Raw genomic sequence first — 15,752 nt, forward strand, 5'->3', positions numbered from 1 at the left:
TCATCACTTCTTAACGAAGCATAGTTGCTCCACCATCGACCATGATGGTTTGCCCAGTAATATATTGAGAGTCTGCGCTCGCTAGGAAGACTGCCACACGGCCGATATCTTCCTCTACATCGCCGAAGCGGCCAAGCGGAATTTTATTCACAACAGCCTGGTAGTATTCCGGCTGCGCTTTTGCCCATGTACGTACGCCTTCAGAATCAGCAATCGGACTGATCAGGTTAACATTAATACCATAGCGTCCCCATTCATTAGCGGCAACACGAGTGATTCCGCGGATAGCTTCTTTCGCAGCTGCATAGGCAGCTTGTGTTTGGTCACCATTAATACCCGCTCCAGAGGCAAAGTTAATAATGTTTCCTTTTGTTTCCTTCAAATAAGGAAGGGCTGCCTGCATCAAGTAGAATGTAGGATAGAATCCTGTTCCAAGTGACAGCTCTAAGTCCTCATGTGTAATCTCTTCAAATAATTTTTGTTTAGATGCATGTGCATTATTGACTAACACATCCAGTTTGCCATACTTATCAACAACTGTTTGAATAATATTTGGTAAGTTTTCACGATCCATTAAATTAGCTTTCACAAACATGGAGTTTGGAGAGATGTCCTGCAGAATTTTTTCCGCCGCTTTGCCTGTTTCTTCATTTACATCGACAATCGCGAGGATAGCACCTTCCTTGGCCATTGCTTTCGCCATACCAAGCCCAATACCCCCTGCACCACCTGTAATAATGACAACTTTTTCTTGAAGTTTCCCCATAACAATTTCCCCTTTATTTTCTTATTAAACTATATTTTAACAATAAACTATTTATTAATAAACTAATACGCTTTCATTTTTAATAGCTTGCTTGGTTTTTCATTTATAAAAACTTCTTCATAAAATAAAACGTGCTGGCATAATAAAAGCAAGAAACCTATATGAGCTTTCTTGCTTCATAATTAATTTGCTTTTAACATAATACACATTTACTGATTGAGCACTTTACTTACATAAGGATATCCATCCAAAGCTTAACCGCTGTAGCTGCAATGATGACTGCAAGAATCCACTGCAAAACTTTTGTATTCATTGATTTGCTCACCCTTGCTCCAAGTGGTGCAGCAATGATACTTGCGATTATCATGATCAAAGCTGGTCCATAATCAACTTGTCCTGTCAGAATCTTACCAGTGCTTCCACCGACAGAGGAAATGAATGTAACCGCAAGGCTTGTTGCGATTGTCATTCTTGTTGGTATTTTTAGAACAACAAGCATGATTGGTACAAGCATAAATCCTCCTGCTGCACCAACAATTCCTGAAGAAATCCCGACAATAAAGGCAAGAATAGCGGCGAGTGGCTTGTTAAACGTATCTTCATTAAGCGGCTGGCCATCGATTTGTTTTTTAGGAATAAACATCATAATTGCCGCGATAACGGCCAACAAAGCATATACAATATTGACAGCACTCTCTGATAAAAAAAGAGAACCATAGCTTCCTATAAAACTTCCCGCCAGAATGGATCCCCCCATATTAAGAATGAGCTGCTTGTTTAAGTAACCGCCCTTTCGATAAGCCCAGACACCCGAAATGGAGGCAAATAATACTTGGACTGCACTAATACCGGAAACTTCATGCGGACTAAATGCGGCAAGACCGAATAATGGCGGAATATATAAGAGCATCGGGTATTTGATGATTGAACCGCCAACCCCCAGCATCCCTGAGATAAAAGAACCGATGAAACCTATCATAAAAATAACTACTAAAAATAAAATATCCATATGTATTACACTCCTTTCCAATAAAAAAAGCGGACTTCCAAAGTTACGGACGTCCGCTATATTCTTATGCCTTCTGAATATAGAATTTCAGTACCCCGGCTTCTTCTGTTTGCTCTACGATGGTGTGCCCGCCAGATTTAGACCATGCGGTAAAGTCGTTCAACGCACCCTTATCTGTGGCAAGTACCTCCAGTACCTCTCCGGATTGAATTGCTGCTATTGCCTTCTTTGTTCTAACAATTGGCATTGGGCAAGCCAGCCCTTTTGCATCTAATGTTTTAGTGATTTTCATATCAATCTCTCCCTTTGTTAAATTAGCGAACTGCACAGCGGTTTGGACCAATTTCCATTTCAGTTTGTTCATCTAGTTCGGGTATAATTTTACCCATATTCACTTGACGGATTTGCTCATATGCATTTGGCTGCGGTGGCAGATTTTCTGTGACTATCTTACGGAATTCATTTTCATTATCAATATTTAAACCATGATTTTCAGTCAGCAAAGTTCTAAGCCGTTTGGCAACAGTACCGTCTTCGTTTACTTCATCCATAATCATGAAATGAGCAGGAAGGACAATTAATTCATCCGCAAGCACACGGTATCGTTCATACAATGTTTCACGTAAATCGTCCACCCAATCCTCGGCAAGACCAGCTAAATCCGGGCGCCCAATTGAATCGATGAAAAGAATATCCCCCGTAAGTAAGTAACTTCCGCCAATGACAAAAGAAGTGGAGCCGATTGTATGCCCCGGTGAGTATATAGCATTGACTTCAATCTCTGATTCGCCAAGCTTCACCGTTAACCCGTCTGTTAATGGCGTATAATTATATACAACTTCCTCAGCATCCTGCTGTGGAAGATAATACTGTGCACCTGTCTGTTCAGCAATTTGGCGCCCACCAGAGATATGATCAGCATGCAAGTGTGTGTCAAATACATGCTTGATTTTCACTCCCTTTTCTCTGGCAAAGTCGATAAATACATCCGTGAATCGGACTGCATCGATGATTGCCGCTTCCTCACCAGAGATGACCATATAGGAGAGACAGCCTTTGCCAAGGCGTACAAATTGATAGATCTCTCCTCCACCTTTCAAATCATCTACCTTTACAGGCTCAAGGTGCATACTCCATGCCTTCATACCACCTTCCAAATAGGCAACAGGTCGGCCAGCCTCTGCCAGCATTTCAGCAACCATGACAGATGATCCTTCTTTTGCACATACTACAAGAACTTCTTTATTCACCGGGATTTCAGAAAGAATTTCCTCTACACCATCTAGTAATTCAAAATAAGGTATATTCATATATTCAAAGCTCTTAGCCTCAATCTTCCAATCCTTAAATGCATCTTGATTACGAACATCCAAAATAAATAAGTCCTTATCTTCAATCACATATTTAGCCACATCGGTAGCTGTCCATTTCAAAACTTTCATTTTCAGTTACCTCCTGACGTGATTTTATTCGTTTCTTTTATTAATTCGCCTTTCCAATCTTTCATGCCAGGGAATACATTGAATACTTTTTGAAATCCGCTTTCGACAAGTTTGTGAGCAGCTAGTTCACTACGTCTGCCTGTACGGCAAATGACGTAAATATTTTGATTGGAATCTAGTTCACTCATTCTTTCCTCCAATTCCCCAAGAGGAATTGACTTTGCCTGAGGCACATGCCCAAAGGCATACTCGGCTTCCTCACGAACATCTAAAATGATACCCTCACTTGTTGCAAGATCTTCATTTGTTATTGTTCGTTCAAATGGTTTATCAACCTCGCTATCTGCACCACCCTTACGGATATAATGAATAAGGATTTCGCCATCTTCATTTGTACCAATATATTCATGGCCAGCTGATCCCGCCCAGGCAGCAAGATCGGCCTTTGATCCCTTATCTGTTGCCGTAATTTTCAATACCTTGCCCACAGCTAATTCTTTCATCGCTTTCTTCGTTTTCACGATAGGCATTGGGCACGCGAGTCCTTTTGCGTCCAAGTGAACATCTGCTTTGATTGACATTATGATTCCTCCTATACTCCATAGGGTATATTGTTGTTTAAAAATTTTTGACCGTCTTCCCTTTCCAAACAAGCATACCTCCAACCATATTAGTTGCCTGAAATCCAATCGATTCCAGATAAGAGGCAGCATTGCCACTTCGAGCGCTTGAACGGCACACGAGAATGTATTCCTTATTTTTATCCAGTACACCAATACGGTCCTGAAGCTCACTAAGCGGAATATGGATAATGCCTTCAATATGAGCCTCAGCCACCTCTTCTGGCTCTCGTACGTCAATTAAATTTAGTAGCTTCCCTGCTTCTAAGCGTTCTTGAACTTCTCTTGCTGTAATTTCCTTCATTTAGCTCACCCTTCCTCAAATCCTTACAAGTATTAAATTAAACCTTAGAAAACTAACAGATCTTACTTGAATTTAAATAAACAAGTTGACTGCTCCATTTTCTGCGTCTGCAAGATAGGCGGCAACTCCGGCATAATGAACGTCATCCAGCAACTCTTCTTTTTTTAGACCCAATAAATCCATTGTCATTGTGCACGAAACTAGCTTGATCTCTTGTTCCTGTGCCATGTCAATCAAATCTGTTAAGGTGAGTGCATTATGTTTCTTCATGACATGCTTAATCATTTTTGGTCCCATGCCCATCATATTCATTTTAGAAAGCGCTAGTTTTTCAGCACCTCTTGGCATCATAAAGCCAAACATTTTCTCAAGGAGGCTTTTCTTTACTTTCATTGGCTCCTGTTTACGTAATGCATTGATTCCCCAAAATGTATGGAAGATTGTCACTTCATGGTCATAGGCAGCCGCTCCGTTTGCAATAATATAGGCGGCCATCGCCTTATCATAATCCCCGTGGAATAAAATGATATTAGTTGATTTCTGTTCCATTGCTCCTCCTTAGAATACATATACCCCTATAGGTATTTATTATTGTAAAAAAATATAATCTTTTCCTGTTATCTGCTTTTAACGAGCAAGTTTACCGCCTGTCCAATTAATTCATTCATCTGTTCCTCATCTCCATCAATCGCACGTACACATTCAATTAAGTTTTCACTGACGACGATACCAATTGTTCGCTCTATTCCGGAACGTACCGCTGAAAGCTGGGTGATCACATCCTTACAATCCTGTCCTTCATCCATCATACGTTGTATGCCACGAAGCTGACCTTCCATTCTTCTTAATCTCACTTTCGTTTTATCATCATAATTCATTCATCATTCCCCCTCTCAGTTGTATTATATCGATATGCCCATCGTATACCCCTATGGGTAATTGGTCAATCAGAATGCTCAATAAATTCTTCACATCCTTTCATGCCCTAAAAAAATACTGACATTCTAGATTAAAAGTACCTGCTTAGATTCATATTTTATATTCATTAGTTGCCATGTATTTGTTTATGTTATGGGCTTTTTAAACACTAGCAAACCGTATATTTTTAAAAAATTTGGCCATACTATGTTTAACTTTGTTTGATTTTTCAAGGAGAAATTTATGTATAGAGGTATTATATTATTGGATGAGAAATGTCCTATTATCCAAGTCCCAAATTTTGTGAAACATTGCCCATTAAAATCTGTCAATGATTTTATCTGTCAAAAAAATATAGAAATTGCAACCTTAAATCCCCATCAGCTTACCAGCTATTATACACGCCCGTTTGCCTTATATTTTGATTTAAAAAAAACCAGAAAAGATCGTAAGGTTACTTATGATTATTTAGTAATAAATCTTCACGAAGCTTTTCAAAAATTTACGGATACCTATCCGGAATATTGGAATGAAATACAAAGTTCGTTTCACCATATCCACTTAATTAAGTGACTTAGTAACTGAGTAACCCTTTAGTCTAATCCAATTGCATCACAATATCTCTATTATTTCCACCCGATAACTGAATAGATAAGATTCGAGTACTCATTACTTTTTGAAATTATGAAACAAACTCATATCCCTGCAGTTTTATATAAAAAGGCGTACAGAATATCACTATTCTGTACGCCTTTTTGCTATCAGTTATGAGGCTGTCCGTAAGCACTCTAAATTAAACAGCAATCGGTGCTTTGATCGTTGGATGCGGGTCATATCCTTCAATTTTTATTTGATCCAGATTCATATCAAAAATACTTGTAAATGAAGAGTCAATCACCAGCTCAGGAAGCGATCTTGGTTCTCTTTCCAATTGAGTCTTCACTTGTTCTACATGGTTTAAATAGATATGTGCATCACCAAGAGTATGGACAAATTCACCAACCTCCAGACCACATTCAGCTGCAATTAAATGAGTCAGCAATGCATAGCTGGCAATATTAAATGGTACACCGAGGAAGATGTCTGCACTTCTTTGATACAGCTGGCAGGACAGCTTGCCGTCTGCCACATGAAACTGGAATAAACTGTGACATGGCGGCAAAGCCATAGTTGGTACATCCTCCGGATTCCATGCAGATACAATCAATCTTCTGGAAGATGGGTTTCTTTTAATTTGTTCAATCACATCTTTAAGCTGGTCAATCGTTTCACCTGTTGACGTCTTCCATTCTCTCCATTGTTTCCCGTATACATTGCCAAGCTCTCCATACTTCGCCGCAAAGGCATCATCACTTAAGATTTTCTCTTTAAATAAATCCATTTGTTCCAAATATAATTGATTAAAATTTTCATCCTGTAAAGAACGAATACCAAAATCAGTCATATCAGGACCTTTATACTCTGAGCTTTCAACCCATTTTTTAAAGGCCCATTCATTCCAAATATTATTATTATGCTGTAGCAAAAACTTGATATTCGTATCTCCGTTAATAAACCACAGTAATTCACTTGCAATCAAGCGAAATGGTACTCTTTTGGTTGTTAATAATGGAAAACCATCCTTCAGATTAAATCTCATTTGGTGGCCGAATACAGAGATTGTACCTGTCCCTGTACGGTCTTCTTTTTTTGTCCCGTTATTTAGAACATGCTGGCAAAGATTTAAATAGGCCTGTTCATTTTTCACCATTTGTTGATCCTCCTATTTTATTGTTCTTTTACTGTGTACCCATTCTTTTCAATATTTTTTATGATTTCGTATGTGAGAGGGGCCTTTTCCAAACATTCTGCTTTAGTTTCTTGATTGAAGTAATACATCGCAAAAACCTCAGCAAAGTACTCCTCTGAATAATCAATAAAGTATGCTTGATTCGGGAATAGTTGTTGCACTTCTTTTAACCAAGCATCTTGAAAGTAGCCCGTTTCACTAATATTATTCAATATAATTTGATCGACTGAATGTCCAAGCTCATGTAGTTCTAGATTAGTTGAACCATGGCCCGCTCCTTTTTCACTGTGCCCGATTTTTACTAAGACTGTTTTACTGCCACCCATTCCGGGTACTTCATCCCAATTTTTCGAGGAATACCCTCTTGGCTGAACTCCTTTTAAATGGGCAGCCTCCCGTTGATCCGTCAATGCTCCCGTAAATAACTTAATCTTAATTCTATTCTTTTTTAATACTTGAAGTAAGCCTTCAGGTAACCCACTTATTCTTTCTATAATAACCTCAGCCTCATCCCATTGATCTTGATCATCAGGCAAAACAATTATAGTTGATACCAATGATTTATTCTCAATGCCAGATAAATTCTTTAAATAAACTGACTCTGCATAATTTTGCCCTAATGGAAATAATATAAGAGTGGCTACCATAATGAATACAAGTAAATTTCTGGCCTTCATCACAATTCACTCCGAAGATTAATTTTTATATCATAAAAAAACCCTATTACCAGTCATTGAAGAATATATAGGGTTATGTATAAAACTTCGTGAAGAAATCCAGATAGGCGTATATGTATGGTTTAACTATTTATCAACAATGGCATAGATCCATTTCGACAAATCATTAAAAATTATACCATATGATGAGAGTTTCGAAGTGAACGAGTGGTCATAAAAATTATGGAAGTTCATCTGACCGTTTGCAGCTAAACAGCACCATCACAGCATTCCAGCAATCCCCTTTTACAATAAAGTATCCAGGGAGAGGTGGTTAAGATACGGTTCCATCCTGATAAATATAATCTTGATGACGAATTAATGGAAGATTTGTATTCTGCTATGACAGATTGGAGATTAGTGGTATTCGATAGTCTAATTGCTCTTGGATTTTGCATAGGCTTTATTTTCATTCATCTCTCTTAAAAGAATTCCTGATCATATCCTGATCAGGAATTCTTTTAACATATTCTATGCCGACTGATTCTTTCTTTTCTTATAAAAGTGCAACAGAATGGTTGCGCCAAAAATCACAATGATAATGAAAAAGAACATAGTATGATCGATATGTAGACCAAAATTGGAACCAACCATTTTAACAGCGATAAAGGCAATCAAAATATAAGCAGCACTTTCAAGCTCTGGTATTCTATCGATTAACTTTAAGAATACACCTGCCACACCCCTCATCATTAAAACACCTAATATGCCTCCAACGAACAAAACCCAGACTTGATTACTTACACCAAAGGCAGCCAGTATACTGTCTACAGAGAATGCGATATCCATCAACTCTACGGATGCAACTGTCCCCCAAAAGTTACCGAACAATCGTTTGAGCAAGCCAGATTTTTTTACGTCCGGAACATCAGGAGTCGTTTCAAAATGTTTATACTTTTTGTAAAAATACTGAATGGAAAGCCATGCAAGATAACCTCCTCCAATCAGTTTCACCCACAAAATTTCAATTAAATAGACACCTACTCCTATAGCTAGGAAACGGAATAAATAAGCTCCAATCAACCCATAAAACAAAGCTCTTTTTCGTTGTTTTTCCGGAAGATCCTTTACCATTACAGCAAGGACGAGAGCATTATCGGATGATAGCAAGCCCTCCATCAGAACCAGTGTACCAATTAATCCCCAACTGACTGGGTCAGACAATACCTCTATCCACATCTGCCCATCAAAAAACATAGCGTATGTTTCTATTAACTGTGAAAAGAATTCATTCATGGTTGTCTTCATCTCCTGATTATTTTCTTTAACACAAAAAAGAAAATACGTTGATTACAACGTATTAACCTGAAAATAGTAATCTATCAATTAATGATCTGCTTAGCTAATCCACTTAGGAGGAGTGTTTTGACTCCAATAAATCCTTGCCATCGAGTGATGGGCGTCAAAATTATCTTTGTATGTATGGTAATGAAATTCAAACCAATGGCCTTCTCCGGGCGGGTTCTCTCTCCTGACATGAAATCTGATGAGGTCTTCATTGGTTTCCCGATCATAAACATGAAATATTTTTTCACTTAAACCGCCGCTTGGCTTTTCTGATATCGCCATATTCAGCAGCTTTTCTTCCGGTACATCAGATGAAAATTCCTGCAAGGCGGATTCAATGTTCGGTAATACACTCGTATAAAATTCATCTTTTATATGGGGACCAATTCTACTCCCAAACTTTTCAAAGGATTGCTCCTCAGCGCGAAGCATAGCATACGATAAAAAATCACTTTGACTAAATACCGTTACAGGAGATTCGCTGCTTACATAATCAGTTTGGCCAATAACAGGATTGTTTTTGGCTTCTTTGACAGTACTTCCTTCATACCATTCCTGATACTGAGATGGAGATATAATTCCAAAGCTTAAAACAGAAAGCCCAACTACCAAGGATTTCTTAAGAATACTTGACCAATTTTTCAAATTAAAATCACCTGCCTATTCAGCAAAACGGGCTATTTCTTCACCCCGTTTTATTAATATTGGAAGAGCGAATTTTGATTTTTTTAACTATTCTAATTCTATCACACCAAAATGAAATTTTGCAGTTTTTCTTTTTTCAACGCTAAATCCAAACCGGGAAAATCGATCACTCCTGAAATGGTCCTTAAGAATAATCCTCTTTTTGGCAACTCTCTTGGCTTCCACTACTGCTTCATCTGTTAACTCCTTGTAGGAAGCAAATGAACTTAAAGACTGAATTCCAGCACTTTCAATGACTCTTTCTGTAAACATTGGATCAAAATAAACGACATCATAGGAGCGATCCTCAGCTTTTTTAAGAAAGGTTAAATAGTCTATGTTCACAGCTTCAATTCTCCCGGCAGCTTCGCCAAATTTCTCATTCTTAAAAGGATAATTTTGCAGTCCCTCCTTAATAACAAAGTAAACAAACGGATTTAACTCTAAAGCAGTTATTTTCCCACTACTCCCTATGATATAAGAGGCAATCAAGGCATCCGCTCCCATACCAAGTGTACAATCAAGAATAGACATCCCTTGATTTAATCCGGCTGCCCTGACAAATGGATCCACTTCCCCTTTCTCAATTCTCTTCATACGGACTGCGGCCATATTTGGATGGAAAAATAATGGATCTATTCCATGCAGGTCATATAATTCTGTTTTGATCTTCCCCACTACCAGACATGGTTGGTTATAGTAAGATTGCAACTGTTTAATCGTTCTTTTATTGCGTTCAATATACGGGATCCCTAATTGTTCAGCTGTTCTTAATGCTTTTTGATTCAGCACATTATTCGTTTTTTCAATCGTAGTGACAAACACATAAAAAACTCCTTTAAAATCTGCAAGATTTCTTGTTGAGCAGGCTTCTTTAAATCTAAACCGATAGAAACTTATTTACCCTCAGGCTCATATTAAAAAAAGGAATACTCATGTGAGCATTCCCTTACGTTTATTTACAATACTCAGAAAAAGCATTTAATAAATTCTCTTTAACGTCTTCTAAAGTATGTCCTTCAATCTCATGTCTTGGAATAAAATGAACCACTTCATTTCCTTTTAATAAAGCCATTGAAGGTGAAGATGGAACTTCCCCAAGATATTCTCTCATTCTGGCTGTTGCTTCTTTATCCTGACCGGCAAAGACTGTTACAAAATGATTCGGTTTAATTTCAGCATTTACTGCTTCTGCTGCAGCCGGTCTTGCCAAGCCGCCCGCACATCCGCATACGGAGTTGACTACAACCAATGTAGTACCTTCTGCCTTTTCCATAAATTCATCTACTTGTTCCGAAGTCGTTAATTCTTCAAAGCCTGCTTCAGTCAACTCTGCTCTCATTGGTTTAACCATTTGTCTCATATATTCTTCATATGCCATAGACATTCATAATTCCCCCATTCAAAGTCTTACATTTGTAGGATACATTAGATAGCTTACATGTGCAATCCATGTATTCCCTAATATTGTATGTAACATTACCTAATATAGATGTAAACTCCCCGCGTTTAAACGGAGGCATATACTCTTTCCTATGCTCAACTAAAGCAGCTGCCAATTGATTCGACACTGCCTTCCTGATATGCTCTATTATTCTTGAACCTTGTTATTTTTTCTGGCTTCGGTCATTTGTTTCCATACAGACCCAAGGGCTTCATCACCATTTTTAATACGCTCACTGGCCATCTTCGCCTGCAGAGCCACTTCAAATTCTTCATCATTTTCCGCTTTACGAAGCGCTGGCAAGGCATTTTCCCCACCAACTTCATACAAGTACATGGCCGCTCTCCAGCGTACTAGCTTACTTTTATCAGCTAAAGCTTCAATCATAGCCTGCTCAGCTTCCGGGAAGCCTAAATCAGACAAGCAGTCCCCCGCTGTTCTTCTGACCGTTACACTCTTATCTTTTAGTCCCTTATATAAGTATGGCAAAACGATCGTGTCTTCAATCATTCCTAAATAGACCACAGCAAGCCTTCTGATAGATGCTTTTTCATCCTCCAAAGCTTTATTGAGCAGCGGCAGATCCAAAACATCCGGATCCTCCATCTGATCCAAAGCTTGAAATCTGGCCTTCCAGTCTTCCTGATCCAAATCAGCTTCCGTTAGCTTTCTTCTTTTCACCTTAACGGGTTCTGCCTTCTTGGTGGTGTCCTGAGCGTCTGCAACAAGCTGCGCTAACCGTTCTTCTGGATATAAGGCGATGATTTCATCCATCACCTCTTTCCCAATCTGCTCAAGCTCCCCGTAACGATTTCCAAAATCACTCCATTTACGGATTAACACAGCATTATCATCCTCAAGCTGAGATTTTTGGAAAGCATCCATAAATGCTTTCGGCATAGCCCATCGTTTTTCTTCCAGGTCACTATTTGCTTTAATCTGGATAGGGATTCCTTTAAAAACTTGAATTTGGACCTTCACTTCTCCAAATCCTTTGCCAGAATTAATTGGATTAGTTCCAGTGTCTTCAACTGACTCACCAAAAACGGTTCGAACCTGTGCCAATATACCAGGCCAGTCATATTTAGCATTTCTTTCAACCGCCAGGAAGTCTGCTACATGGTATACACCTTTAACACCTTCAATATGTAAAATTTCTTTAATAAATGAAGGTGCGGTATCAATTGTATCCTTTTTATAATTCGTACTTTTCCCAGCCGGCAATTCTTCATTTAAGATAACCTTCATCGTATTCGGGCTCGGTGTCGGCTCAATCGAGACAATCCTCATCATAAAATCCCCCTGATCTATTTATCTAGGGGGATTGTAGCATATCTATCAAAATATTTACATACTTACGATTTAGCCTTCTTGTATTTCTGAAAGATAGGACCATCGTTCAATCAAATGTTCCAGTTCTTCATTTAATTGAATTTCTTCCTCAGCTAATTTATTCGCCAGTTCAAAATCACTGCCTGCTTTATTTAGTTCGGCAGCTACTTCCTCCAGTCGTTTTTCAACCGCTTCTATTTTTTCATCGATGCCTTCCCATTCTCTCATCTCATGATAGGATAGCCGTTTTTTCGTTTTTGTCTCTTCTGCACGTTTTATTTTAGGAGTTGACTCTTTCTCAACGGCAGTTGCAAGTCTTTCCTGCTCCTGTTTCCATTCCAAGTAATCACTTGCCTGCCCATAGTATTGCTGAATCTGTCCATTCCCTGTAAATACCCATAATTTATGACATGTTTTATCCAAGAAGTATCGATCATGTGATACGGTTATAACAACACCCGGAAAATGCTGAAGATACTCTTCCAAAACAGTTAATGTCTGAATATCCAAATCATTTGTCGGTTCGTCCAATAAAAGTACATTTGGAGACTCCATCAATATCTTCAATAAATAAAGCCTTCTTTTTTCTCCGCCTGAAAGCTTCCCGATGACCGTCCCATGCGTATGTGGCTCAAAAAGGAAACGTTCCAGCATTTGTGCGGCCGAAATTCGCTCACCATCTGCAAGCGTGACCGCTTCACTTGTTTCCCGGATATATTCAATCATTCGCTTATTGAGTGGTAAATCTTCATTTTCCTGAGTATAATAGCCAATCAATACCGTAGAACCCCGATCAATTGAGCCACTAGTTAAAGACTCAGAACCGGCAAGCATTCTTAATATGGTTGTTTTTCCACTGCCATTGGCTCCAAGGATACCAATTCGATCTCCCTTTTGTAAAATGACAGAAAACTGATCGATTAAGAGTTTATTTCCATAGGATTTTGAAAGATTAACCAGCTCCAACACCTTTTTCCCAAGTCTGGTTGAAGCAACATCCAAACTTAAATCGTCACTTGCATTACCAGCATTCGCTTCCTCCTGCAAGGATTCAAAGCGCTGAATTCTCGCTTTTTGTTTCGTCGTTCTCGCTTTTGCCCCTTTCCGCATCCAGGCCAATTCCTGTTGGAACAGCCTTGAAACTTTATGAGCTGATTTTGCTTCCATCTCGTCTCTGATCGCTTTGATTTCTAAAAATTTCTCGTAGTTTCCGTCATAAGAATGCAATTGCCCCTTATCAAGCTCCCAAATCTTTTTAGTCACGGCATCTAAGAAATATCGATCATGAGTTACAAATAAAACCGAGCCTTGATATCCTTGGATATACTCCTGCAGCCACTCGATACTGTCATAATCCAAATGGTTTGTCGGCTCGTCTAAAATAAGCAAATCTGCTTTTTCCATTAATGCTTTAGCTAAAGCACAACGCTTTTTTTGCCCTCCGGATAAAGAACCCATTCTAACATTAAGGTCTTTGATTCCTAGCTTATTTAACATAATTTGTGCATTTGAATGGATCTCCCAGCCACCTTTTGCATCCATTTCAGCCTGCAAATGAAACATTTTATCAAGAAGAGCTGAATCATTTGGGGACTCCTTCATATGTTCCAATAGCTCTTCGTACTTTCGTACAGTTTGAAATACAGGTGAGTCATTTCTATAAATAAAGGCTGATACCTTTTCATCTTCGTTTACTTCAACATTCTGTCCTAGATATGAAATCCGGTAATCCTTTGGCTTATCAATCAATCCCCCGTCCATTTCTTCAATGCCGGCAATGATTTTTAACAGTGAAGATTTCCCTGTTCCGTTTAAGCCGATTAAACCAATTTTTTCGTTTTCACTTATGCTAAAGTTAATATCCTTAAAGAGAGTCTTCTCTCCGTATTCCTTTTTAATGTCGATTCCTTTTAATACTTTCATTCCATCATATCCTTTTTAAACTGTTCTAAAAACAACAAGATAAATTGATGACGTTCTTCTGCCAACCTTTTACCTGTACGTGTATTCATCAAGGTTTTTAATAGTAGTAATTTATCATAAAAATGCGTGAATGTACTAGGGGCAGAATCATCCTTCGGTAAATAAATAGGATGCCCCTTATGACTGCCATATGCGAAAGCACGGGCTATACCAATGGCTCCCAATGCATCCAGACGGTCCGCATCCTGCACAATGGCTGCTTCAGGGGATAAGCCCTCTCTTAAACCCTCACTAAATGAGATACTGGAGACATCCCTTTTAATCTTTTCCCTAATTTCTTCATTTTTCACATTAGATTCGAGCCATTCGCTAAGTACCGCTTCTCCCGCTTTTTTTGTCCCATTTAATTTGGAATCGGATAGATCATGCAGTAGGGCGATCAGTTCAATTAGCTCAGGATCGCCTGTTTGCTCGGTTTGATAGATTAATAAGGATAGCCTTCTGACACGATCCATATGCTGCCAGTCATGGCCCGTTGTATCGTTAATAAAACGTTTTTTCACGAATTCTTCCGCTGCTTTAATAGCTTCGCGCATAATAAACTCCTTTACTTTTCTATCCATCCGATTCCTACTGTTTCAACGCCTGCGTGAAGGCAAAGGGCAGTCCCGAGCGGATGTATCGTAATTGATAATTCCTCACTGATTCTTTCAACCATCCGGACCCAATCGCTTGTTTGACTGATCTGTTTTCCATACAGCATAAAAACTTCTTCAATCTGGGAGGACCCGAGGGATTGTTTTAAATAGGATTGGATTTTTTCTGTTGCCTTTTTCCATGTACGAACCTTGGTTTTAATCTGTAGACTTCCTTCCTGGAAGGTCACAATTGGCTTTATATTTAAAAGACTTCCCAGGTAATAGCTTGAGGTGTTAAGCCTGCCGCTATTATGAAGCTGCTGAAGAGATCCTATCCAAACATACACTCTTAACTTAGATTTAAGCGCATGGATTGCTTCCACAACTTCTGTAGGTTCATTTGAAGTTTCCCATATTTTAATAGCTTTCTTTATCAATAACGTCAATGGATAAGCAAGATAATGAGTATCCACATTAAAAACCGGGATATCCACCAGCTCGGCAGCTTGAACACTTGTAGAATATGTACCGCTTAATTTATCAGAGATATGAAAGGAGAAGATAGAGTCATAGGTATCAGCCAACTTGTCGTAAAGCTTTTTGAAATCGCCAATCGATGGCTGCGATGAGGTAAGAGTGGATCCCTTTTCTATGTGTTCAACTAATTCATCGGTTGTTAGATCTACACCATCCAAATAAGACTTTCCATCAATCATCATATGGACCGGTAAAACGTAAACATCTTTATTGGCTCTAAGTTCATCATCTAATACAGCAGAGCTGTCTGTTACCCACGCTACTTTTTTCATCATGCAACCAACCCCCATACCTCATGGAATACATAACCGATAAATGGCGTTACTCCTATTATAACCAAAAG

20 protein-coding genes are annotated in these 15,752 nt (G+C 38.8%); 2 read left to right on the plus strand and 18 right to left on the minus strand.

Going from position 1 to position 15,752, the window contains the following annotated elements; all coding sequences use genetic code 11:
- Nucleotides 1–10: 10 nt before the first annotated feature.
- The 8 genes from AC4G3O_RS02285 to AC4G3O_RS02320 form a co-directional block, all read right to left on the minus strand.
- Complete coding sequence (locus tag AC4G3O_RS02285; protein WP_491135750.1) at nt 11–766, minus strand: SDR family NAD(P)-dependent oxidoreductase; 756 nt, start codon at nt 764–766, stop codon at nt 11–13.
- Nucleotides 767–995: 229 nt separating this feature from the next.
- A complete protein-coding gene (locus AC4G3O_RS02290; protein WP_373925469.1) occupies nt 996–1,775 on the minus strand; it encodes a sulfite exporter TauE/SafE family protein in 780 nt (259 codons plus the stop codon).
- 64 nt (nt 1,776–1,839) lie between these two features.
- Nucleotides 1,840–2,067, minus strand: a complete 228-nt coding sequence (locus tag AC4G3O_RS02295; protein WP_066107202.1) for a sulfurtransferase TusA family protein — start codon at nt 2,065–2,067, stop codon at nt 1,840–1,842.
- A gap of 22 nt (nt 2,068–2,089) precedes the next feature.
- Nucleotides 2,090–3,217, minus strand: coding sequence for an MBL fold metallo-hydrolase (locus AC4G3O_RS02300; RefSeq protein WP_491135751.1), 1,128 nt, complete (start codon nt 3,215–3,217; stop codon nt 2,090–2,092).
- A gap of 2 nt (nt 3,218–3,219) precedes the next feature.
- Nucleotides 3,220–3,798: a sulfurtransferase TusA family protein gene (locus AC4G3O_RS02305; RefSeq protein ID WP_066107211.1), complete on the minus strand. Its 579-nt coding sequence runs from the start codon at nt 3,796–3,798 to the stop codon at nt 3,220–3,222.
- A 37-nt stretch (nt 3,799–3,835) separates the two neighbouring features.
- Complete coding sequence (locus AC4G3O_RS02310) at nt 3,836–4,141, minus strand: rhodanese-like domain-containing protein (protein WP_139891786.1); 306 nt, start codon at nt 4,139–4,141, stop codon at nt 3,836–3,838.
- Between the two features lie 72 nt (nt 4,142–4,213).
- Nucleotides 4,214–4,690 carry a DsrE/DsrF/DrsH-like family protein gene (locus AC4G3O_RS02315; RefSeq protein WP_491135752.1) on the minus strand — a complete coding sequence of 159 codons (477 nt, stop codon included), beginning with the start codon at nt 4,688–4,690 and terminating at the stop codon, nt 4,214–4,216.
- 68 nt (nt 4,691–4,758) lie between these two features.
- The gene (locus AC4G3O_RS02320; RefSeq protein WP_066107222.1) at nt 4,759–5,019 is read right to left on the minus strand and encodes a metal-sensitive transcriptional regulator; all 261 of its coding nucleotides are present in this window, start codon (nt 5,017–5,019) and stop codon (nt 4,759–4,761) included.
- A 283-nt stretch (nt 5,020–5,302) separates the two neighbouring features.
- Between AC4G3O_RS02320 and AC4G3O_RS02325 the strand changes: the two genes are divergently transcribed.
- Entirely contained in the window at nt 5,303–5,632 is a 330-nt protein-coding gene (locus tag AC4G3O_RS02325) for a hypothetical protein (protein ID WP_066107225.1), read from the plus strand.
- A 220-nt stretch (nt 5,633–5,852) separates the two neighbouring features.
- Here AC4G3O_RS02325 and AC4G3O_RS02330 read toward each other — a convergent pair whose 3' ends face one another.
- A complete protein-coding gene (locus tag AC4G3O_RS02330) occupies nt 5,853–6,809 on the minus strand; it encodes a thymidylate synthase (RefSeq protein ID WP_139891785.1) in 957 nt (318 codons plus the stop codon).
- 17 nt (nt 6,810–6,826) lie between these two features.
- Nucleotides 6,827–7,525 carry an anthrax toxin lethal factor-related metalloendopeptidase gene (locus AC4G3O_RS02335; RefSeq protein WP_491135753.1) on the minus strand — a complete coding sequence of 233 codons (699 nt, stop codon included), beginning with the start codon at nt 7,523–7,525 and terminating at the stop codon, nt 6,827–6,829.
- Between the two features lie 309 nt (nt 7,526–7,834).
- On the opposite strand from AC4G3O_RS02335, the gene AC4G3O_RS02340 reads away from it, so the two are divergent.
- Nucleotides 7,835–7,990 (plus strand): hypothetical protein, encoded by a 156-nt coding sequence (locus AC4G3O_RS02340; protein ID WP_180349947.1) that lies wholly within the window; start codon nt 7,835–7,837, stop codon nt 7,988–7,990.
- Between the two features lie 45 nt (nt 7,991–8,035).
- Here the strand turns inward: AC4G3O_RS02340 and AC4G3O_RS02345 are convergent, their stop codons facing one another.
- The 8 genes from AC4G3O_RS02345 to AC4G3O_RS02380 form a co-directional block, all read right to left on the minus strand.
- Nucleotides 8,036–8,800 carry a TerC family protein gene (locus AC4G3O_RS02345; RefSeq protein ID WP_139891783.1) on the minus strand — a complete coding sequence of 255 codons (765 nt, stop codon included), beginning with the start codon at nt 8,798–8,800 and terminating at the stop codon, nt 8,036–8,038.
- Between the two features lie 102 nt (nt 8,801–8,902).
- On the minus strand, nt 8,903–9,496 hold the full coding sequence (locus AC4G3O_RS02350) for a YpjP family protein (RefSeq protein WP_139891782.1): 594 nt from the start codon (nt 9,494–9,496) through the stop codon (nt 8,903–8,905).
- Between the two features lie 87 nt (nt 9,497–9,583).
- Nucleotides 9,584–10,360 (minus strand): class I SAM-dependent methyltransferase, encoded by a 777-nt coding sequence (locus AC4G3O_RS02355; RefSeq protein WP_066107246.1) that lies wholly within the window; start codon nt 10,358–10,360, stop codon nt 9,584–9,586.
- Between the two features lie 130 nt (nt 10,361–10,490).
- Nucleotides 10,491–10,922, minus strand: a complete 432-nt coding sequence (locus tag AC4G3O_RS02360; protein ID WP_066107248.1) for a BrxA/BrxB family bacilliredoxin — start codon at nt 10,920–10,922, stop codon at nt 10,491–10,493.
- Between the two features lie 204 nt (nt 10,923–11,126).
- Complete coding sequence (locus AC4G3O_RS02365; RefSeq protein ID WP_491135936.1) at nt 11,127–12,269, minus strand: conserved virulence factor C family protein; 1,143 nt, start codon at nt 12,267–12,269, stop codon at nt 11,127–11,129.
- A gap of 72 nt (nt 12,270–12,341) precedes the next feature.
- Nucleotides 12,342–14,234: an ABC-F family ATP-binding cassette domain-containing protein gene (locus AC4G3O_RS02370; RefSeq protein ID WP_491135754.1), complete on the minus strand. Its 1,893-nt coding sequence runs from the start codon at nt 14,232–14,234 to the stop codon at nt 12,342–12,344.
- Nucleotides 14,231–14,857: an HD domain-containing protein gene (locus tag AC4G3O_RS02375; RefSeq protein ID WP_257469019.1), complete on the minus strand. Its 627-nt coding sequence runs from the start codon at nt 14,855–14,857 to the stop codon at nt 14,231–14,233. The genes AC4G3O_RS02370 and AC4G3O_RS02375 overlap by 4 nt, the downstream gene beginning before the upstream one ends.
- On the minus strand, nt 14,842–15,684 hold the full coding sequence (locus AC4G3O_RS02380) for a DegV family protein (protein WP_491135755.1): 843 nt from the start codon (nt 15,682–15,684) through the stop codon (nt 14,842–14,844). The genes AC4G3O_RS02375 and AC4G3O_RS02380 overlap by 16 nt, the downstream gene beginning before the upstream one ends.
- Nucleotides 15,685–15,752 lie beyond the last annotated feature (68 nt).

It is taken from the genome of Bacillus sp. z14 (2026), from assembly GCF_058313575.1.